Annotated in this window: 14 protein-coding genes and 1 pseudogene; 11 read left to right on the top strand and 4 right to left on the bottom strand. The window is 66.9% G+C overall.

The window, feature by feature from the left end; genetic code table 11:
• Positions 1-9: 9 nt before the first annotated feature.
• From FOY53_RS20510 to FOY53_RS20500, 3 genes are read right to left on the bottom strand one after another with little or no spacing between them, the layout of a single operon-like run.
• On the bottom strand, positions 10-882 hold the full coding sequence (locus FOY53_RS20510) for a glycosyltransferase family 2 protein (protein ID WP_246107497.1): 873 nt from the start codon (positions 880-882) through the stop codon (positions 10-12).
• Complete coding sequence (locus tag FOY53_RS20505; protein ID WP_246107496.1) at positions 879-2,057, bottom strand: polysaccharide pyruvyl transferase family protein; 1,179 nt, start codon at positions 2,055-2,057, stop codon at positions 879-881. Before FOY53_RS20505 ends, FOY53_RS20510 begins: the two co-directional genes overlap by 4 nt.
• Positions 2,058-2,095: 38 nt before the next feature.
• A complete protein-coding gene (locus tag FOY53_RS20500; RefSeq protein ID WP_146592177.1) occupies positions 2,096-3,343 on the bottom strand; it encodes a Coenzyme F420 hydrogenase/dehydrogenase, beta subunit C-terminal domain in 1,248 nt (415 codons plus the stop codon).
• Positions 3,344-3,531: 188 nt separating this feature from the next.
• Between FOY53_RS20500 and FOY53_RS20495 the strand changes: the two genes are divergently transcribed.
• From FOY53_RS20495 to FOY53_RS20475, 6 genes are all read left to right on the top strand, one after another.
• A complete protein-coding gene (locus FOY53_RS20495) occupies positions 3,532-4,953 on the top strand; it encodes an oligosaccharide flippase family protein (RefSeq protein ID WP_146592176.1) in 1,422 nt (473 codons plus the stop codon).
• 79 nt (positions 4,954-5,032) lie between these two features.
• The gene (locus FOY53_RS20490) at positions 5,033-6,358 is read left to right on the top strand and encodes a right-handed parallel beta-helix repeat-containing protein (protein ID WP_146592175.1); all 1,326 of its coding nucleotides are present in this window, start codon (positions 5,033-5,035) and stop codon (positions 6,356-6,358) included.
• A gap of 139 nt (positions 6,359-6,497) precedes the next feature.
• On the top strand, positions 6,498-8,009 hold the full coding sequence (locus FOY53_RS20485; protein ID WP_146592174.1) for an O-antigen ligase family protein: 1,512 nt from the start codon (positions 6,498-6,500) through the stop codon (positions 8,007-8,009).
• Between the two features lie 33 nt (positions 8,010-8,042).
• Positions 8,043-9,107 carry a glycosyltransferase family 2 protein gene (locus tag FOY53_RS20480; RefSeq protein ID WP_146592173.1) on the top strand — a complete coding sequence of 355 codons (1,065 nt, stop codon included), beginning with the start codon at positions 8,043-8,045 and terminating at the stop codon, positions 9,105-9,107.
• Between the two features lie 162 nt (positions 9,108-9,269).
• Positions 9,270-9,410: a hypothetical protein gene (locus FOY53_RS23260; RefSeq protein ID WP_186766692.1), complete on the top strand. Its 141-nt coding sequence runs from the start codon at positions 9,270-9,272 to the stop codon at positions 9,408-9,410.
• Positions 9,411-9,946: 536 nt separating this feature from the next.
• Complete coding sequence (locus FOY53_RS20475; RefSeq protein ID WP_146592172.1) at positions 9,947-12,199, top strand: right-handed parallel beta-helix repeat-containing protein; 2,253 nt, start codon at positions 9,947-9,949, stop codon at positions 12,197-12,199.
• A gap of 11 nt (positions 12,200-12,210) precedes the next feature.
• Here FOY53_RS20475 and FOY53_RS20470 read toward each other — a convergent pair whose 3' ends face one another.
• Positions 12,211-13,209 carry a helix-turn-helix transcriptional regulator gene (locus tag FOY53_RS20470; RefSeq protein WP_146592171.1) on the bottom strand — a complete coding sequence of 333 codons (999 nt, stop codon included), beginning with the start codon at positions 13,207-13,209 and terminating at the stop codon, positions 12,211-12,213.
• A gap of 153 nt (positions 13,210-13,362) precedes the next feature.
• On the opposite strand from FOY53_RS20470, the gene cysD reads away from it, so the two are divergent.
• The 5 genes and pseudogenes from cysD to tnpC form a co-directional block, all read left to right on the top strand.
• Positions 13,363-14,259, top strand: coding sequence for a sulfate adenylyltransferase subunit CysD (cysD, locus tag FOY53_RS20465; protein ID WP_146592170.1), 897 nt, complete (start codon positions 13,363-13,365; stop codon positions 14,257-14,259).
• A 48-nt stretch (positions 14,260-14,307) separates the two neighbouring features.
• Positions 14,308-16,215, top strand: a complete 1,908-nt coding sequence (cysN, locus tag FOY53_RS20460) for a sulfate adenylyltransferase subunit CysN (protein ID WP_186766691.1) — start codon at positions 14,308-14,310, stop codon at positions 16,213-16,215.
• A gap of 632 nt (positions 16,216-16,847) precedes the next feature.
• A complete protein-coding gene (gene tnpA, locus FOY53_RS24015) occupies positions 16,848-17,231 on the top strand; it encodes an IS66-like element accessory protein TnpA (RefSeq protein ID WP_146592168.1) in 384 nt (127 codons plus the stop codon).
• On the top strand, positions 17,228-17,581 hold the full coding sequence (gene tnpB / locus FOY53_RS20450) for an IS66 family insertion sequence element accessory protein TnpB (protein ID WP_146592167.1): 354 nt from the start codon (positions 17,228-17,230) through the stop codon (positions 17,579-17,581). Before tnpA ends, tnpB begins: the two co-directional genes overlap by 4 nt.
• Positions 17,582-17,698: 117 nt before the next feature.
• Positions 17,699-19,021, top strand: a pseudogene (gene tnpC / locus FOY53_RS20445) (IS66 family transposase); the annotation flags it as partial.
• Between the last annotated feature and the right edge of the window lie 73 nt (positions 19,022-19,094).

Genomic DNA, 19,094 nt, shown 5'->3' with positions numbered 1-19,094 from the left:
GTCCGCTGTCTAGATCCGCCCGCCCAGCGCCTGCCACAGCATCCAGCCACAGCGCTGCAGCCGCTGCCGCGCCAGCGTGCCAAGCGCGGCGCCGCGTTCGCCCGGACCCCGCAGCCCGGGCGCGCGCAGCACCCGGGGGGCATGGGCGAGGATCGACAGCGGCATCATCAGCGCCCGCGCGCCCCAGCGCAGCCGCGCCCCCGGGCTGCGCCCCTGCAGCCCCCAGAGTTCCGCGGTCAGGCGGCGCCACTTGCGCTGCAGCGCCGGCCAGTCCGAGCGGGTGGGATGGGCGACGCGCAGGCTGTCCTCGTGCACCAGTGAAAAGCCCCGTGCCGTGGCGCGGCGGCACCAGTCGAGATCCTCGGAACGCCCGGCCGAGAACGGCCCGACGGCGGTGAACACCGCCCGGGTGGTGAGCAGGTTGGCGGTCACCGAAAACCCCTGGGTCTCGATATAGCCGCGGTTGTCGAAGGCAAAGACCGTCTCGAAGGCCTCGGCGCCCGAGCGCGGCGGCGGGGTTTCGTCAAACACCGTCACCGTGCCGCCGGTCACGTCGGCCCGCGCCGCGACCTGCTGGGCCACCGCCAGCCAGTCGGGTGCGGGCACACAGTCGCTGTCGAGAAAGAACAGGTGCGGCGCCGTGGTTTCGGCCACACCGCGGTTGCGGGCCATCGCCGCCCCCTTGAGCGGCTCGGTCACGATCCGCAGCTCCGGCCAGGCGGCGCGCACCGGATCAAGCGGCGCGCTCGAGGCATTGTCGACCACCAGCAGCTCGACCCCGGCGCCCAGCTGCGGCATCAGCGCGTCCAGACAGCGTGCCAGCCGGGGGACGTCGTTGAAATGCGGGATGATGACCGCGACACGGGGCACCGGGGTGCTCACGCCGCCCGGGCCAGCAGCGCGCGCAGGGCGTCTTCGTAGACCGCCAGCTTTTCACGTCCGCGCGCCAGGGCTGCGGCGGCTTCGGCCTGCAGTTCGGCGCGGTCCTCGAAGCCCTGCACGATGGCGTCGCGGATGGTGTCGGCGGATTGGGTCGTGCAATCGACGGTGCGGGCATAGCCGATGGTGCCGAACAGCCCCTCGAACTTGCGCGAATAGGCCATCGGCACCACCGGCACACCCGAGGAAAACGCGGCGATGCAGGCGTGCATCCGCGCCCCCATGAAGAAATCGAGACCGGCGATATAGCTCTTGGCCTCCGAGGGCGAGTCGAAGGCCGGGGCCAGCACGCTGCCGGGAAACTCTGCGGCCAGCGCCTCTGAGGCGCGGTAGTCATCCTCGCCCACCATCGGACCCGAGCGCACGATCACATGCGGCACCAGATGCACCTCGCAGCCCGCGGGATGGTTCTGGAAATGGCGGATCAGATCGCGGATCAGGCCGGGATAGTCCATCGTCAGGCCGAATTCGTTCCTGCCGGTATAGCCGCCGCCCATCAGCAGGCCCGAGACGTTGATCCCGACCTTGACGGGCCCGCCGGGCACCCGCGGGGCCGGGGCGTCATAGGGCAGGCGCAGCGCCACGTCCGAGGCTTCGATCACACCGCCGCAGCCCAGGGCGCGGGCGGCCTCGGTCGAGAGCCGGTCGCGCGAGGCGACGACGGCACAGAGCCGCATCGACAGCCGCGCCAGCGTCTTGGACCAGCCCTTGGTAAAGGGGCCGACGGTCTGCGGCGCCATCACCAGCGGGGTGCGCGCCAGATGGGTGAGGTATTTCAGCACGAACATCCGCTTCAGCCGCCCGCCGCCGTAGATATCGGCAAAGCTGTCGCCCGCGCCGATGTCGATCACCAGGTCCGAACGCCGGGCAATGGCAAGGAACCCCGAAGGACTGCGCATCATCCGCCCGTCCATGTCGATCACCGTGACATCCGGGCCGCCGACGTAGGGCGCGCGGGCATCCTTCCAGTCGAGCACGGTGATTGCGATGCCGCGCCCGATGTCGCGGGCGATGTCGCGCAGGATCTCGATCTCGGACACGGTCAGGGCGCCGACGCCCAGATTGTCGGAGCGGGTCGAATGCATGATCAGGCAGATGCGCAGCGGGGTCTGGGTCACGGTATTTACCTGTTATGACAGTGGATTAAGCAGGAAAGTTAACGTGCGCTCGGGCGCAGGGCGCGGCGCAGGGTGCCGAGAAAGTTCTTCACATTGCGCGCCAGCGGGTTCTGTCGCGCGGCGGCGGCGATCTGCAAGCCGCGGTAGCGCGGCACCGGGCGTGCGGTCAGCCGCAGCGCCAGCAGGCGGGCAAACAGCGCGCGGCGGCGTTCGCGCTGGCCCGGCTGGATCGCGGCCAGGGTGGCGATGTCAAAGGGTCCGGTGGTGATCTGTCCGGCGGCGCGGGCCTCGGCCAGCAGCCGCGCGCCCAGTTCGGTGCGCGCCACGATCAGGCTGACGCCCTCGGCCTCGGCAAAGACCGGATAGCCGGCGGCGTCGCTTTCCCAGGCATCGGCGCAGACGATGTCGGCGGCGACCCCGGTGCCGTCGGCGCAGATCTTGCAGCGGTGCTGGACATGTTTCGACAGGATCCTGCCCCAGCTGTCGTGATAGCTCATCGACCGCTCGTGTCCGGTGCGGTCGGTCGCGGTGGCACGCCCGGGCCAGCCGTTGCCGCGGAACCGGAAGGCGGCGGTGTGGTCGAGATCGGTGCCCAGCGCCGCGAGGATCTGCGCGCCGCCGGCATGGGACGGCACCCCGGCGCAGAAGAACGACAGGATCACCGGAAAGGCCGCGGCCACCGCGGGGTCGCGCCGGCACAGGGCGCGCAGGGCGGCGGCGTCGCAGGGCTTGCCGACAAAGGCAAAGCGGCGGCCGGTGGCGGCGTGTTCGGCCATCCGCGCGGGCAGGTCCGCCAGCGGCGCCGAGGGCGCATACCGTGACCCGGCGGCGCGGGTGATCGCGGCCAGATCGCTGCTGACCACGGTGGCATTGCCGATGGGAAGGTCGGGGTCGGCGGCGACCTGCACCACCGCCTCGACGGTGCCCGAGGTCAGCAGATGCGCCAGCATCATCGACAGCGCCCCGCCCGAGGCGCCGGCAAAGCGCAGCGCCGGATCCCGGGCCCAGCCGGTCACCATCTCGCGGTAGGGGCCCCAGAGCACCGGATCGGGGCGGCCCTGCGCCGCGACGCTCTGGCCCAGCCCGGGGCAGACGGCGGCGATGCCGGCCTCTTCGCTGTCACTCAGCGGCGCGCTCTGTTCCGGGCGCAGGTAACCCGGGGCCACGGTGGTCATCGACACCTTGCCCGGCGCCAGCGCGGCGCAGGCCCCGCAGCCCGCGCACAGGCTGCCCCGGGCGACCCGGGCAAGGGCGGCGCTTTGGGCGGGCGGGAGGGTGTCGGGCATCGGAAAGAACGGTCCTGGTCGGATGTGTCAGAGCGGCGCTTTTGTTAAGCAGGAAATACCCATAGGGCACCAGCCCTTATGCATTGATCTTGACCTGAGCGGACCAAACGGAAAGAAGCGTGGCAATTCTGCAAACCCGCAGGGGGTGTCCCCCGCCCGTCTTGTCCGCCAGGAGACGCCCGCGCGCCATGTTCCGATCCGCCCTGCTGATCCTGTCCGGCAATGCCGCCGCCGCGCTGCTGCTGCTGGCGCGCAACCTGATCGTGGCGCGGCTGATCCCGGTGGCGGATTACGGCGTGGCCGCGACCTTTGCCATCGCCATGGCGGTGGTCGAGATGATGTCGCAGCTGGGCCTGCAGCAGCAGATCGTCCAGGCGAAGAATGGCGAGGATCCGCGCTTTCAGGCGGCCTTGCAGGGCTTTCAGGTGCTGCGCGGGGTGCTTGCCGGGGCGGCGCTGTTCGTGCTGGCGGCCCCGCTGGCCGATTTCCTCAACGTGCCGGGGGTGGCCTGGGCCTATCAGGTCATGGCGCTGGTGCCGGTGGCCAATGCCCTGACCCATTTCGACGTGCACCGGCTGAACCGCTCGATGGTGTTCTGGCCGGTGATCCTGACCGGGGCGGTGCCGGCACTGCTGTCGGTGCTGGCGGTCTGGCCGCTGGCCTACCTCTATGGCGACTACCGGGTGATGCTCTATGCCATCGTGGTGCAGGCGGTGGTGACGGCGCTGACCTCGCATCTGGTGGCCCGGCGCCCCTACCGGCTGCTGCTGGACCGGGCGGTGATGGCGCAGTCGCTGCGCTTTGGCTGGCCGCTGCTGGCGAACGGCGTGCTGCTGTTCGCGGTGTTCCAGGGCGACAAGGTGATTGTCGGGCGGGTGCTGGGGATGGAGGTTCTGGCGATCTTTGCCATGGGCTTTACCCTGACGCTGACGCCGACACTGGTGATGGCGAAATCGGCGCAGAACTTCTTTCTGCCGCAGCTCTCGGCTGTGGACCGGGACAGCCCCGAAGGCGCGGCGCGGTTCCAGTCGCTGGCGATGGTGGCGATGCAGGTTCACATGCTCTGCGGCGTCTCTATCGCTGTCCTGACGGTGTTGTTCGGCCCGCCGCTCGTGCATCTGCTGCTGGGTCCGCGCTACGAGGCGGTCATTCCGATCCTGACCTTCCTGGCCGTCATGCAGACGATCAGGGTGTTCAAGGGCGGCCCCTCGACTATCGCTTTGGCGTGGGGAATGACCGGAAATGCCATGGTTGCCAACCTTGCCCGGGTTGGGCTGTTGCCTGTGGCCTGGTGGATCGCGCTGCGCACCGAAGATTTGTATCTGGTGATTGCCGTGGGGGTTGCGGGCGAATGCATCGGCTTTGTGCTGGCCTTTGCGCTGGTGCGCTGGCGCGTTGGTCTGTCGATGCGCGCCATGGTCCTTCCGGTGCTGACGGTGCTGGCGCTTGTGGTCTTTATCTGTCTGGATGCCTGGATGCGCCAGGGTGCTCAGGGCACCACCCTCGGTCCGGTCTGGACGGGAGGGGTGATGGCGGGGCTGCTACTGCTGTCCCTGGCCACCATGCGGGACTTCCGCCAGTATGCCGCACGCGGCCTCGGGCGGCAGTGATGCCTGTCCGGGTCGGGCCAAATCCCATGACGCCGACACCCCGGAGGGACGGACGTTCAACTCGACAAGGAGCCCGCCGGTGATCAGAGCCATTCTCTCCGCAGGCATGCTGCTTGGGCTGCTGGCCGGATGTGCCACGGCGCAGAATGCGCCCAAAGACACCTTGCAGAATGCGCCCGCAGAGACCGCGCAGGGGGTGCCCGGCGCGACCCTGCATCCGGCGCGGGCCATAAGTTCGGCAGCGGCGCTGCAGGAGGCGCTGGCGGCCACCCCCGGGGGCGGGCGGATTGTGCTGGCGGGCGGCGTCTATGGCGTGCTGGCGCTGCGCGGCCGCAGCGCCCCGGACTCGGCACCGCTGGTGCTGCGCTCGGCGGACCCGGCCAACCCGGCGCGGTTCTCGGGGCTGGAGCTGCGCGACATGCGCAACGTGATCCTCGAGAATGTGGTGTTCGACTACAGCTTCCGGCCCGGCGACATGCTCCACCTGCGTCCGTTCCAGGTGCTCAACAGCCGCGGCGTGACGATCCGCGGGGCGCTGTTCGACGGGGATCTTGCCCGGGGCCGCTCGGCTGTGGACGACGGGTTTGCGACCGGCTTCGGGCTGGGGGTGACCGGGTCAACCGGGGTGACGCTGGAGAACAGCGAGATCCGCGGCTTTTACCGCGGTCTTGTGGTGCACGACAGCCGGCAGGTGCTGGTGCGCGGCAATGACCTGCATGGCCTGCGCATGGACGGGATGAACTTTGCCCAGGTCCGCGACCTGCGCATCGAGGCCAACCACATCCACGACTTTGCCCGCGCGCTGGACTCCGGCGATCATGCCGACATGATCCAGTTCTGGACCAACGGCACCACCGCGCCGTCGCGCGACATCGTGATCCGCGGCAACCTGCTGAATTCGGGGCAGGGCTGGTACACCCAGTCGATCTTCATGCGCAACGATCTGGTCGACCGGGGGCTGGCCGGGCCCGCGATGTTTTATCGCAATGTCCTGATCGAGGGGAACATGATCCTCAACGCGCACCTGCACGGCATCACCGTGGGCGAGACCGACGGGCTGGTGATCCGCAACAACACCGTGGTGCGCAATGCCCGCTCGGAAGGGGCGGCGGAGAATCCGGCGCTGTGGACGCCGCAGATCCGGGTGGCCGAAGGGTCGCGCGACGTGGCGATCCAGCGCAATGTCACCGCCAAGCTGAGCGGCCCCGGGAGCCAGCCCGACTGGCAGGTCGCCGACAACCTGTTCGTGCAGGATCGCGACCGGATGGGCCCGGGGTTCTATGGCACCGTCTTTGGGCCCGAGGCCCTCTCGCGGCCGGACCGGCCCGCCTCGTTTGCGCCGCACCCCGGTGGTCCGCTGGATGGCAGCGGCATCGGCGCCGCCGCTCTGCCGGGAAACCTGTGACCCGAAGGCCCCGGGGCGGTGTGCAGACAGGTGACAGGTGGCGCGATGTGCACCGGGCCGGGGCGCAAAACCGTCGCCTCTGGCCGGTGTCTGTTCTAGACAGGCCGTGGGAACATCGCTTCCGAAGGATCCTGAAAGCTTGACTGTCACCGATCAGATCCGGGGTTTTGCCAGACCGGGCCCGGCGCCGGCCACGCCTGCGGGCGCCGGTCTGGCGCAGGGCACCGCCCTGAAGGCCAGGCTGCCGCTGCCCGCGCTGGTGTATCTGCTGACGGTGGTGCTGACCATCGGGTTCCGGCTGGGGCCGCTTTACATGACCACCCTGCGGCTGTTCCTGATCGTGATGATCGTGCCGCTGATGCTGCGGCTGCTGAGCGGCGCCTATGGCCGGGTGTTTGTCACCGATATCCTGTTTGTGCTGCACATCCTCTGGGCGGCGGCGGCGATCGGCGTGAACAACCCCGACCAGGTGGTCCAGCAGGTCGGATCGGTCGGCATCGAGTTTCTCGGCGGCTATGTCGTCGGGCGGGCCTATATCCGCACCCCCGAGACCTTTGCCGCCCTGTGCCGGATCCTGATTGTCATGGTGCTGTGTTCGGTGCCCTTTGCCCTGCACGAGACGCTGACCGGCCGGCCGCTGATCGTCGAGCTGCTGCGCAAGCTGCCGGGGATGACCAGCGTTGCCATTGTCAGCATTGAATCGCGGATGGGGCTGGAGCGGGTACAGGCGGTCTTTGCCCATCCGATCCACTACGGGCTGTTCTGCTCGGTGGCCTTCTCGCTGTGTTTTGTCGCCCTCAGGGGGGCGATCAGCGACGCGCGCCGCTATGTCACCAGCGCGGTGATTGCGGCCACCGGCTTTCTGGCCCTGTCAAGCGGCGCGCTGACCGCGATCGCGATGCAGATCGGCCTGATCGCCTGGGCCTCCATGTTCCGGGAGGTCAGACAACGCTGGTGGCTGCTGATCGGGCTGTTCGTGCTGATGTATCTGGCCATCGACCTGCTGTCGAACCGCTCGCCGCTCCAGGTGTTCATGAGCTACGCGACCTTTTCGGCGCACAATGCCTATTGGCGGGCGCAGATCTTTGAATGGGGTCTGGCGAATGTGATCGGCAGCGCCGAGAAGGACATCGTCGGCAGCCCGCTGACCGGGATCGGCCTGAACGACTGGGTGCGCCCGCACTACATGTATTCCGGCAGCATGGACAATTTCTGGCTGGTGATGACCGTGCGCTACGGCCTGCCGGGGTTCTTCTTCCTGGCGGTGGGCTATGTCGTGGCCATCGCCCGGATCATGCGGCGCGACTTTGAACAGGATGCCCGCCTGACGCTGTTCCGCCGGGCCTGGGTCTTCACCTTCCTCGGGCTGACCTTCACCCTGTGCACGGTGCATGTCTGGTCCAACATCTATTCGTTCATCTTCTTCATGTTCGGGGCCGGCATGTGGCTGATCACGGTGCCGCCGGGGGCAGGCGCCGACCAGCCCACGGCGCCGGTTGCGTCCTCCGCGACCCGGTTCGCGGCCCGGCGGGGGGATGCCCCGCGGACTGCGGACACCCCGGCCCCGGCGCGGCCGGACGGTCAGACCCCTGCCGGGGGGATGCCCTACAGCCGGTTCCCGCCCCGTCACCCGCCCCGGGACAGATCCTGACAGCGTTTCATATTTTCACATAAAGACAGATCCATGACCCATCCCACCCTCGGCGTCGTTGTCGTTGCCTTCAATGCCGCCGATGTCATCCTTGACTGCCTCGAAAGCCTGCTGGCCTCGCGCGGCGTGACCCTCGAGATCGTGCTGGTGGACAACGCCTCCAGCGATGCGACGGTCCGGACCCTGCGCGACTGGGCCGCGGGCGACACCCCCTACCAGGTGCCGGTGGACATGCCCTTTGCGCTGCAGCCCAGCGCCAAACCGCTGACACTGCACCCTGCGGGCCAGCCGGCAGAGCCGGGGCCGGAGCGGGGCCACCGGCTGACGCTGATCGAGACCGGGGTGAACGGTGGCTTTGCCGCCGGGGTCAACCATGGGCTTGCCGAACTGGCGGGCCGGGCGCAGATCGACCGGTTCTGGGTGCTGAACCCGGACAGCGCGGTGCCGCCCGACACCGCGCAGGCCTTTGCCACCTGCGAGGCCGGGGACTTTTCCCTGCTGGGCGGGCGGGTGCTGTACTACAGCACCCCCGACATCATCCAGATCGACGGGGGCACGATCGACCGGCGCAGCGGCGTCACCGGCAATATCGGCCTGTCCCGGCGGTCCGCGGAGATGCCGCCCCCCGACCCGGCGGCGCTGGATTTCATCACCGGCGCCAGCATGGTCGCCAGCCGCGCCTTTTACGAGGCCGCAGGCCCGATGCCCGAGGATTATTTCCTGTATTACGAAGAGGTCGACTGGGCCCAGCAGCGCGGCGCCCGGCCCCTGGCCTACTGTCCCGGCGGCCTGGTCTATCACCGGGCGGGCACGGCGATCGGATCCCCGACCCTGAACCGGCCGGCCTCACCGTTTTCGCTCTATTTCAAGCACCGGGCGCGGATGCGCTTTGTGCGGCGGTTCCATCCGGCGCGCCTGCCGCTGGCGCTGGCCTATTCGCTCGCCAAGGCCGGCCAGATCGCGCTCAGGGGCTATCGGCGCGAGGCCTGGACGCTGCTGCTGGGCAGCCTGAACCGCCCGCCCCCCGGCCATGTGCGCGCCATCCTGTCAGAGGATGCCGCACGGCTGGCGCTTCCCGAGCATTGCGGGCGCGGCTGACACCGGCCGCGGCGCCTGCAAGTTGATATGCCCGGTCCGCGAGACCTATCCGATGGGATATTCCTGACGCCAACCGTGCCGTCAGCGTATCCCTTGTCGCCCGAGACACCCGAGGGTGAGGCTGTCATGATACCTCAGGCACTTGAAACGTAGGATAGTAAAATGAACGCCAATCAGCTCTTGATGAAAGCCCGCGAGTCCCGAATTCTGGCGCTCAGAAGCCTCGAAGTCTCGCCCCGGCCCGGGCGCCAGCGCACGAACGGCATCATGTTCCAGACCCGCCGCACCGCTGGCGGCCTCTAGGACAGAACCCGGATTGTGCAAGCTCTCGGAACTCTTTCTCTCTGTGGCCCGAGCGACGTTCGGAGCGTCCGCAGTCTGCTGGAATGCCAGAGAACCTGGCCTCTCTCGCCCGGTTCTCGGCATGCAAACCGGCTTTTGGCCAGGGCCTGGCGCCGGGGTCCGTTTGGGGGGCTGACCCGGGCAGGCCCTTTTGCGCGAATCGCGCTCGAAAGCGGCGCTGCCCCGGAAACAATTCCCCCGGATCAAAGGTATTTCACCGCGAAATAAATCGGCCCCCCGTCCCATTGACTCTATGCTGGAGACAATTCCTCCAGTATACCACAGGTTGTGTCGAGTCTTCCAATTGTGGGCGAATTCGTTCGGCTTTGAGGCAAAATCATGGCTTAATTGAGGCCGGAATTCTGCTTCCCAGCCTGGATGGCATTTTAACGGTATCTCCGGCCTGACAGTCGTCCGGCCTCTCTCAACCTGCCAGATTGCCCGGTCTCGAACGGACCGGGTGTCACGCATTCCTCTTTTCTGCACCGGAGCCCCGCATGCCGAGCACGATCACAGTCTCTTCGCTGTCCGACCTTCACACCGCGCTGGCGCAGGCGCAGGGCGGAGAGACCATCCTGCTGCAGGGCGGCAGCTATGGCGATCTGTTTCTGGGCGCGCGGTCGGGGTATGACCTGACCTTCCCGGACACCGTGACCATCGCCTCGGCCGATGCCGCGAACCCGGCGGTCTTTTCCAGCCTGGATGTGCGCGATACGACAAACCTGACCTTTGACGGCCTGATCTTCGACTACACCTTCGCCTCGGGGGATCCGATCTGGAAACGCCCGTTCAGCCTGTCGGATTCCAGCAACATCACGATCCGCAACGCGACCTTTGACGGCGATCTGGCCAGCGGCGTGTCCGCGGTGGATGACGGCCAGGGCTATGGCATCGGCCTCTCGGTGCGCAACACGACCGGCGTGACGGTGGAAAACAACACGTTCTTCGATTTCACCCGGGGCCTGGTGATCACGGAAAGCGGCGAGGTGACGGTACAGGGCAACGATCTGTACGCGCTGCGCATGGACGGGATGAACTTTGCCGAAATCACCGGGGCGCTGATCGAGGGCAATCATATCCACGACTTCCGCGGTGCGCCGAACTCGGACGATCATTCCGACATGATCCAGTTCTGGACCAACGGCACCGATCTTCCCAGCACGGACATCACCATCCGCGGCAACAGGCTGGACATCGGCGCCGGCACCGCCACCCAGACCATCTTCATGCGCAACGATCTGGTCGACCGGGGGCTGGCGGGCCCCGAGATGTTCTATCGCGACATCCTGATCGAAGAGAATGTGATCGTGAACGCCCATGCCCATGGCATCACGGTGGGCGAGACCGACGGGCTGATCATCCGCAGCAACTCGGTGCTGCATGCCGATGGCGCCAATGCCGATGGCCGCGATGCTTCGGTCGAGATCCCGAAGATCAATGTCGCCGCGACCTCTGCCAATGTGACGCTGGCCAACAACGCCACCGCCGCCATCACCGGCTGGTCCGGTCAGGCGGGCTGGTCGGTGGCTGACAATGCGCTGGTGCAGGACCAGAACCGCGCGGGCGCGGGGTTCTACGGCGACGTGTTCCTCAGCTCGACGCTGAGCCCGACAGAGGGCGTGCATGATTTCCGCGCCCTGGAGGGCAGCCTTCTGGATCAGCTCGACGCCGGCGCGGCCATCACCCGCACGCTGCCCAGCACCGCCGAAGCCTCGGCCGAGTTCCAGGTGGTGAATGTCGCCGGCAACGCCGCACTCTATCATTTCGACGCCAGCTTCAGCACCGCCGACATGGGCGCGCTGCCCGCAGGCACACAATACCTGTGGGATTTCGACAAGGGCGTGCACGGCACCGGCGCGGTGGTCGAGCACACCTTCGAGGCCGGCGGCTCCTACACCGTCGAGCTGACCATCGGACTGCCGGACGGGCGCAGCGACAGCCGCAGCCTGGTGGTCGATGTCGAGGGCCCCGACGTTCTGACCTATGCGGCGGACGTCGGCTTTGTCGCCTATCAGAATGGCGCGCAGATCCTGCTGGGGCTGGACACGGACGACAATCCGGACGGGCTTCAGCTGGGCCGGCCGGGGGTCACCGTCTCCGTCGCCCGCGAACATGTGAGCGACCTGCTGGGCGAGGAGGATTTCCGCCTCTCGATGACGCTCACCGCCGACAGTGCGGCCAGTGCCGGCGAGGTGGTCCGCCTGCACGGCAGCTTTATCGTTTCGACCACGGCGGCGGGCGAGGTGCAGCTGCAGGCCTTCACCACCGACGGCACGCTGATCAGGCTGACCAGCAAGGGCGCGGGACTGAACGACGGGGCCGCGCATGACATCGACATCACGCTGGATCAGGGTCTGCTCGAAGTCCGGGTCGACGGCGATTTCATGGCCAGCGCCAAGACCCAGGCCACCCTGGCCTCGACCGGCAGCCATGACCTGGTGTTCGGCAATCCCTGGAACAAGGTCAACTTTGACGGCACGCTGTCATCCTTTGGAATCTTCACCGACGAAGACGACTTTGCCCCGGCCGGTCTGAGCCGGTCGATGGCGTCCGGGACCGACACATTTGTGTTCGCGCCCTCCGGGGCATCCGCGGACCCGCTCGCGGCAGAACTGGCCCTCATTTCCGGGGCGCCGTTCACCGGCGCCCGCGCTGACGATCTGGCCCTGCAGGCCGCGGACAACGCAGCCGGGCGGTTCGACAGCCACCTCGGCGGGGATCTCCCGGACGGGATCTTCGACTTCTTCTGAGCGGGCCTGGGTCAACCCAGCCAGACGGCGCTGCCCAGCACCCGGCGCAGTACGCCGGGCTGGCCGCTGACCCCCATGCGGGCGAAGATCTGTTTTGAGCAGCTGCGCGCGGTCTCGCGGGTCCATCCCAGTTCCTGCGCCGCGTCCTGCAGGCTGAAGCCGTCACAGAGCAGCAGAACCAGTCGCGCCTCGCTGCGGCTGAGGCCGAAATGCTCCGCCACCCGCTCGACCGGCAGCGCGCGGGCGTGCGGCCCCTGCCGCAGATATCCGACCAGCACCTCTTGTCCGGCAAAGGACTCGGCAGAGATCACCAGTTGCAGCGGCGGCGCCTGCGACAGCTCGACCGGGCAGGGGCCGCTCCGCGCCGCCGCCAGCGCCTGGCGAAAGTCCTGGGCCGTGGCCGGGTCGGAAAACTCCAGCCAGCCACCGGGTTGCAGCCGCAGCGCCGGGATATCGGCCAATCGCGCCCGCAGGGCAGGGGCCATGTCGCTCACCCGGCCCGAGGCGGTGAGCAGCAGCCAGAACCCCCCGAGATCCGCCGCGAGCCGACGGTCCAGCGCGGCGCGGGCGCGGTCCTGTTCCAGCGCCTGCCAGCCGGCCATGGCCGGACCCAGATAGGGCGCGAGCCGGGACAGCTGTGCCGCATCGGCGGCGCGGAAATCCGGGGCCTGCCGTTGCAGGATCACCACCCCGTAGCCCTGGGATCCCACCGCCCAGCGCAGGGCGCGCAGCGGCTGCCCAAAGGCCTCGGTGCCGGGCAGGTCGACCTGGGAATAGACCCGGTCGCGGCGCATCCGCTCGAAATTTGTGCGCTCAGGATCGCTCAGCGCCAGCCCCCTGTGCCAGACCTGCGCCACACGCCCCTGCAGCACCAGATGCAGGCTGGCGCTTTCCGCGCCCAGCGCCCCGGCGAGGCAGTCAAGAAAGGCGGGCCAGCGATCCGTGCCAGCCTCTGCCGGCCCGTCCGGACCACTTTCCGCGGCCGCCGCCCCGGCCCCGGGACTCCCCACGGCCGCGGCAAGAAGCGCCTTCAGGATATCGGTTTCCGTGGAAATATCTCAGCCTTCCTGTCAAATTACCCCCCATATGGGAGGTTATCGCAGGCTTGCGCCGGTTTAGATCACAGGTCAACACCCTTCCCGACTAGAGACATTCCCATGAACATGACCCTGACCCACTTGCAGCGCCTGGAAGCGGAAAGCATCCATATCCTGCGCGAAGTCGCCGCCGAAGCCGAAAACCCCGTGATGCTGTACAGCGTCGGCAAGGACAGCGCGGTCATGTTGCACCTGGCCAAGAAGGCGTTTTATCCGGCGCCGCCGCCGTTTCCGCTGCTGCATGTCGACACCACCTGGAAGTTCCGCGACATGTATGCGCTGCGCGACCGCGCGGCCGCCGAGGCCGGCATGCAGCTGCTGGTGCACAAGAACCCCGAGGCGATCGCGCGCGGCATCAACCCGTTTGACCACGGCGCGCTGCACACCGACATGTGGAAGACCGAGGGCCTGAAGCAGGCGCTGGACATGCACGGCTTTGACGTCGCCTTTGGCGGCGCGCGCCGCGACGAGGAAAAATCCCGCGCCAAGGAGCGGGTGTTCTCGTTCCGCTCTGCCAACCACCGCTGGGACCCCAAGAACCAGCGCCCGGAGCTGTGGCGGCTCTACAACGCGCGCAAGGCCAAGGGTGAAAGCGTGCGGGTGTTCCCGATCTCAAACTGGACCGAGCTCGACATCTGGCAGTACATCCACCTCGAGGGCATCGAGATCGTGCCGCTGTATTTCTCGGCGCCGCGCCCGACGGTCAAGCGCGACGGCATGATCCTGATGGTGGACGACGACCGCTTCCCGCTCAAGGACGGCGAGACCCCCGAGATGCGCTCGATCCGGTTCCGCACCCTGGGCTGTTACCCGCTGACCGGGGCGGTGGAGAGCGAGGCCAGGACCCTGCCGCAGGTGATCCAGGAAATGCTGCTGACCACCACCTCCGAACGTCAGGGACGCGCCATCGACCATGATCAGGCCGCCTCGATGGAGAAGAAGAAGCAGGAAGGCTATTTCTGACGCCTCTGCCTCTCTCCGCGGCCCCTACCATTCCAAGCAGGTATCCCCATGACGATCCAAGATCCGAGCTACAAGACCGACGCCCTCATCGCCGAAAACATCGACGCCTATCTCGAGACGCACCAGCACAAGACCATGCTGCGCTTCATCACCTGCGGCTCGGTCGATGACGGCAAGTCCACGCTGATCGGGCGGCTGCTCTATGACAGCAAGATGATCTTCGAGGATCAGCTGGCCACGCTCGAGGCGGACAGCAAGCGGGTGGGCACCCAGGGCCAGGAGATCGACTTTGCGCTGCTGGTCGACGGCCTCGCGGCCGAACGCGAGCAGGGCATCACCATCGACGTCGCCTATCGGTTCTTTGCCACCGAAAAGCGCAAGTTCATCGTCGCCGACACCCCGGGCCACGAGCAGTACACCCGCAACATGGTCACCGGCGCCTCGACCGCTGACCTCGCGGTGATCCTGATCGACGCGCGCAAGGGTGTGCTGACCCAGACCCGGCGCCACAGCTATCTCGTGCATCTGCTGGGCATCCGCCACGTGGTGCTGGCGGTGAACAAGATGGACCTCGTGGGCTATGATCAGGCCATATTCGACCAGATCGTCGCGGATTACCGGACCTTTGCCAGCAGCATCGGCATCACCGAGTTCACCGCCATTCCGATCTCGGGCTACAAGGGCGACAACATCACCGCCCAGAGCGAGAACACCCCCTGGTACAGCGGCACCCCGCTGCTGCCCCACCTCGAGACGGTGACGCTCGAGGACACCGCGGAACAGACCGGGCCGTTCCGGATGCCGGTACAGCTGGTCAACCGCCCCAACCTCGATTTCCGCGGCTTCTCCGGTCTGATCGCCGGCGGCCAGGTGCGCCCCGGCGACGCGATCCGGGTGCTGCCCTCGGGCAAGACCTCGTCCGTGGCGCGGATCGTCAGCCTTGACGGCGACAAGGACATTGCGGTCGCGGGCCAGTCGGTGACCCTGACCCTGACCGACGAGATCGACTGTTCGCGCGGCCAGGTGATCGTGGCGGCACAGTCGCCGCTCGAGGTCGCTGACCAGTTCGAAAGCACCCTCGTCTGGATGGACGAGACCGAGATGGTCGCGGGCCGCGCCTACTGGCTCAAGATCGGCACCCAGACGGTGTCGGCCACGGTGCAGCCGCCGAAATACGAGGTCAACGTCAACACCCAGGAACATATGGCCACCAAGACGCTGGACCTGAACGCCATCGGCGTGGCCAATGTCACCACCGACCGCGAGATCCCCTTTGCGCCCTATGCCGAGAACCGCGACATGGGCGGCTTCATCCTGATCGACAAGATCACCCATCACACGGTGGCGGCCGGCCTCATCAACTTTGCCCTGCGCCGGGCGCAGAACATCCACTGGCAGGCCACCGATATCGGCCGCGATCACCACGCCTCGATGAAGCACCAGAAACCGGCGGTGCTCTGGCTGACGGGCCTGTCGGGCTCGGGCAAGTCGACCATCGCCAACATCGTCGAGAAGAAGCTGGCGCGGATGAACCGCCACACCTTCCTGCTCGACGGTGACAACGTGCGCCACGGGCTGAACAAGGATCTGGGCTTTACCGAAAACGACCGGGTCGAGAACATCCGCCGCGTCGGCGAGGTGGCCAAGCTGATGACTGACGCCGGGCTGATCGTGATCACCGCCTTCATCTCGCCCTACCGCTCGGAGCGCGAGATGGTGCGCGGCCTGATGCAGCCGGGCGAATTCCTCGAAGTCTTTGTCGACACGCCGCTGGATGTCGCCGAAAGCCGGGACGTGAAAGGGCTCTATGCCAAGGCGCGCTCGGGCCAGCTGAAGAACTTCACCGGCATCGACTCCCCCTACGAAAACCCCGAAGCCCCGGAACTGCGCATCGACACCACAGAGATGAGCCCCGAAGAAGCCGCGGACCTGATCATCGCAAGGCTGATCCCGTAAGCCGCCGCGGGGGGGGGGCCGGCGGCGCTGGGGCGCGGCATTTCGCCGTGACTCTGGGTACCAATTCTGCGGTGAGACCTGTTCCCCTCTCTCGAAGAACGGGTCGCGTTCAAACGGATAAATCCGGACCAGCGCTCGCCGCACGCACCTGAAGCGCCTTCCTCACCTCGATGTAGAGCGCCTGGCGCCGTGCCCTGCACCTGTCCGCTCCCGTCACTGCGTGAAGGCATCAGGACAGCATCCCGCAGTGCCGCTAATTTCCGGATACAGAGGGTCCGGAAATCGGCAACACCCTTGCGTTTCCAGCGAACGTTCAATGGTAGTTGCAGCCAGTCAGGCCGGAACAGCTGGCGTTTCCCAACCAGCGCTCCGGGCCATGGTCGGCGGCTTTTTTGATCCGCTTCACGCTGACCATATATCGCCAGGCGCCGACAGCCTGAACTCTCCGGGATTGCGCTCTGCCGATGTGTCCCGGTCAGATGGCGGGTGCGTGAAATTTTGAAGTTAACGTTCCTATTTCTTGGGGGGTAACCGGTGTTCTTGGGGGGTAACCGGTGTTCTGGCCCCACCTACCGCGCGGCTTCCTGATCTGAGATCGGCTCTTTCGGAGTGGATCAGGAAGGAGTTTCTCCATGGATGCTACATTGGAGGTTCTCACGGAGGATGGAGGCCGTCGGCGCAACCGCAAATGGCCTGACGCGGTGAAGGCGCGGATCGTGGCCGAGACGTTGCGCCCGGGTGCGACGGTTGCTGCGGTCGCGCGGCGGCACGGGGTCAAGGCAAACCACCTGTCGGCGTGGCGGACTTTGGCCCGGCAGGGCAAGCTGGTGCTGCCAGTTCCTGAAGACGAGGTGGAGTTCGCGGCGATGGTGATCGCTGCACCCTTGCCGGATGCCGAGCCAAGCGTGGACGAGTCCATCGAGATCACCGTGGGGACGGTCACAATCCGGCTGGCGGCGACGACCTCGGCAACGCGCATCGCGGCGATCGCCCATGCGTTGGCACAGACGGCATGATCTTTCCGTCGAACCGCGTCCGGATCATGATCGCGACGAAGCCCGTGGACTTCCGCAAGGGACACGACGGCTTGGCGGCGCTGGTGAAGAACGAACTGCGCAAGGAGCCTTTCACCGGAACGGTCTTCGTGTTCCGCGCCAGGCGGGCAGATCGCCTCAAGCTGCTGTACTGGGACGGGACCGGACTGGTGATGGCCTACAAACGGCTGGAGGAGCACAGATTTACCTGGCCCGCGATCCGGGATGGTCTGATGACGCTGAACCACGCCCAGTTCGAAGCGCTGTTCTCGGGGCTCGACTGGCGTCGTGTCCGGGCCATCGAAGCGCGCGCCCCCGAGATGGTGGAGTGACTGCGGCAGGATGACTCGGGCGTGGGTTTGCGCGGGCATCCACAGGTCCGATCTGATAGGCCACGACCATGCTGAACGCCGCCGATCTTCCTCCCTCTCGTGACATTTCCTGCGGAAATGCACTGCCGGGCAGTGGACGATATTGCCGCTCTGAAGGCGATGCTGGTCGCCGCAGAGGCGCGCGACCAGCGCAAGGACGACCGCATCGAGCACCTGGAAAAGCTGGTGGCCGCGTTCCGGCAGGCGGCCTTCGGCCACAAGTCCGAGAAGCGCGATCCGGAGCAGTTCGAACTGGCGCTCGAGGACCTTGAGACGGCAATCGCATCGGTCCATGCCGAGGAAGATGCGGATGCACCGGCAAGCAAGCGAACGACCCGTCCGCGTGCTGCCAATCGCGGATCACTGCCCAAGCATCTGCCGCGTATCGAAGAGGTGATCGAGCCCGAGAGCTTGGTCTGTGCCTGCGGGGGCTGCCTGCACTGCATCGGCGAAGACACCTCGGATCGGCTGGACGTCATTCCCGCACAGTTCCGCGTTATCGTCACCCGCCGCCCGAAGTACGCCTGCCGCGCCTGCACTGACGGGGTTGTCCAGGCACCGGCGCCCGCGCGGCTGATCCCGGGCGGCCTGCCGACCGAGGCCACGATCGCGCATGTTCTGGTCAGCAAGTACGCCGACCATCTTCCCCTGTATCGCCAAGCACAGATCTACAGCCGTCAGGGTGTCGATCTCGATCGCTCCACTTTGGCAGACTGGGTTGGCAGAGCCGCCTTCGAGTTGCGGCCGGTCTTCAATGCGCTGATCGCGGATCTGAAACGCTCGACGAAGCTGTTCATGGATGAGACCCGAGCTCCGGTGCTCGACCCCGGGCGGCGGAAGACGAAGACCGGATACTTCTGGGCCTTGGCGCGGGACGACCGCCCCTGGGGTGGCGCGGCGCCACCCGGAGTAGCCTTCAACTACGCGCCCGGGCGCGGCGGTCAGCACGCCGAGCAGATCCTGCGTGGCTTTAAGGGCATCCTGCAGGTTGATGGCTATGCCGGATACAACCGCCTCCTCAAGCCGGGACATAACATCAGGCTGGCCTACTGCTGGGCGCACGCAAGGCGCAAACTGGTGGAAATCACCCGGACGGGCCTTGCGCCGATCGCAGAAGATGGCGTGAAGCGCATCGGTGAGCTCTATCGTATCGAAGCCGACATCCGCGGCTTCGATCCCGCTGCGCGCCTTACGGCAAGGCTGGAGCGTTCGTCGCCCATCATCGGCGACTTTGAAGCGTGGCTCACCCAGCACCGCACCCGTGTTGCGAGAAAGTCTCCCCTCGGCGAAGCTCTTAGCTACATTGCAAAATACTGGCACGGCCTCTGCCTATTCCTGACTGATGGCCGGATCGAACTCGACAACAACACCGTCGAGCGCACCATCCGGCCCATCGCCGTTGGTTGCTCATTATGCACCCCCTTCGTAAGTGTTTGGAAACATTGAAAGCTGGTCGTCGAACTCAGCGCGACAC

The sequence above is a fragment of the Puniceibacterium confluentis genome (assembly GCF_007923445.1).
GTDB classification, from domain to species: Bacteria; Pseudomonadota; Alphaproteobacteria; order Rhodobacterales; family Rhodobacteraceae; genus Puniceibacterium; species Puniceibacterium confluentis.
The sequence above is the reverse complement of the archived record's forward strand: the minus strand, read 5'-3'. Positions and strand labels throughout refer to the sequence as shown.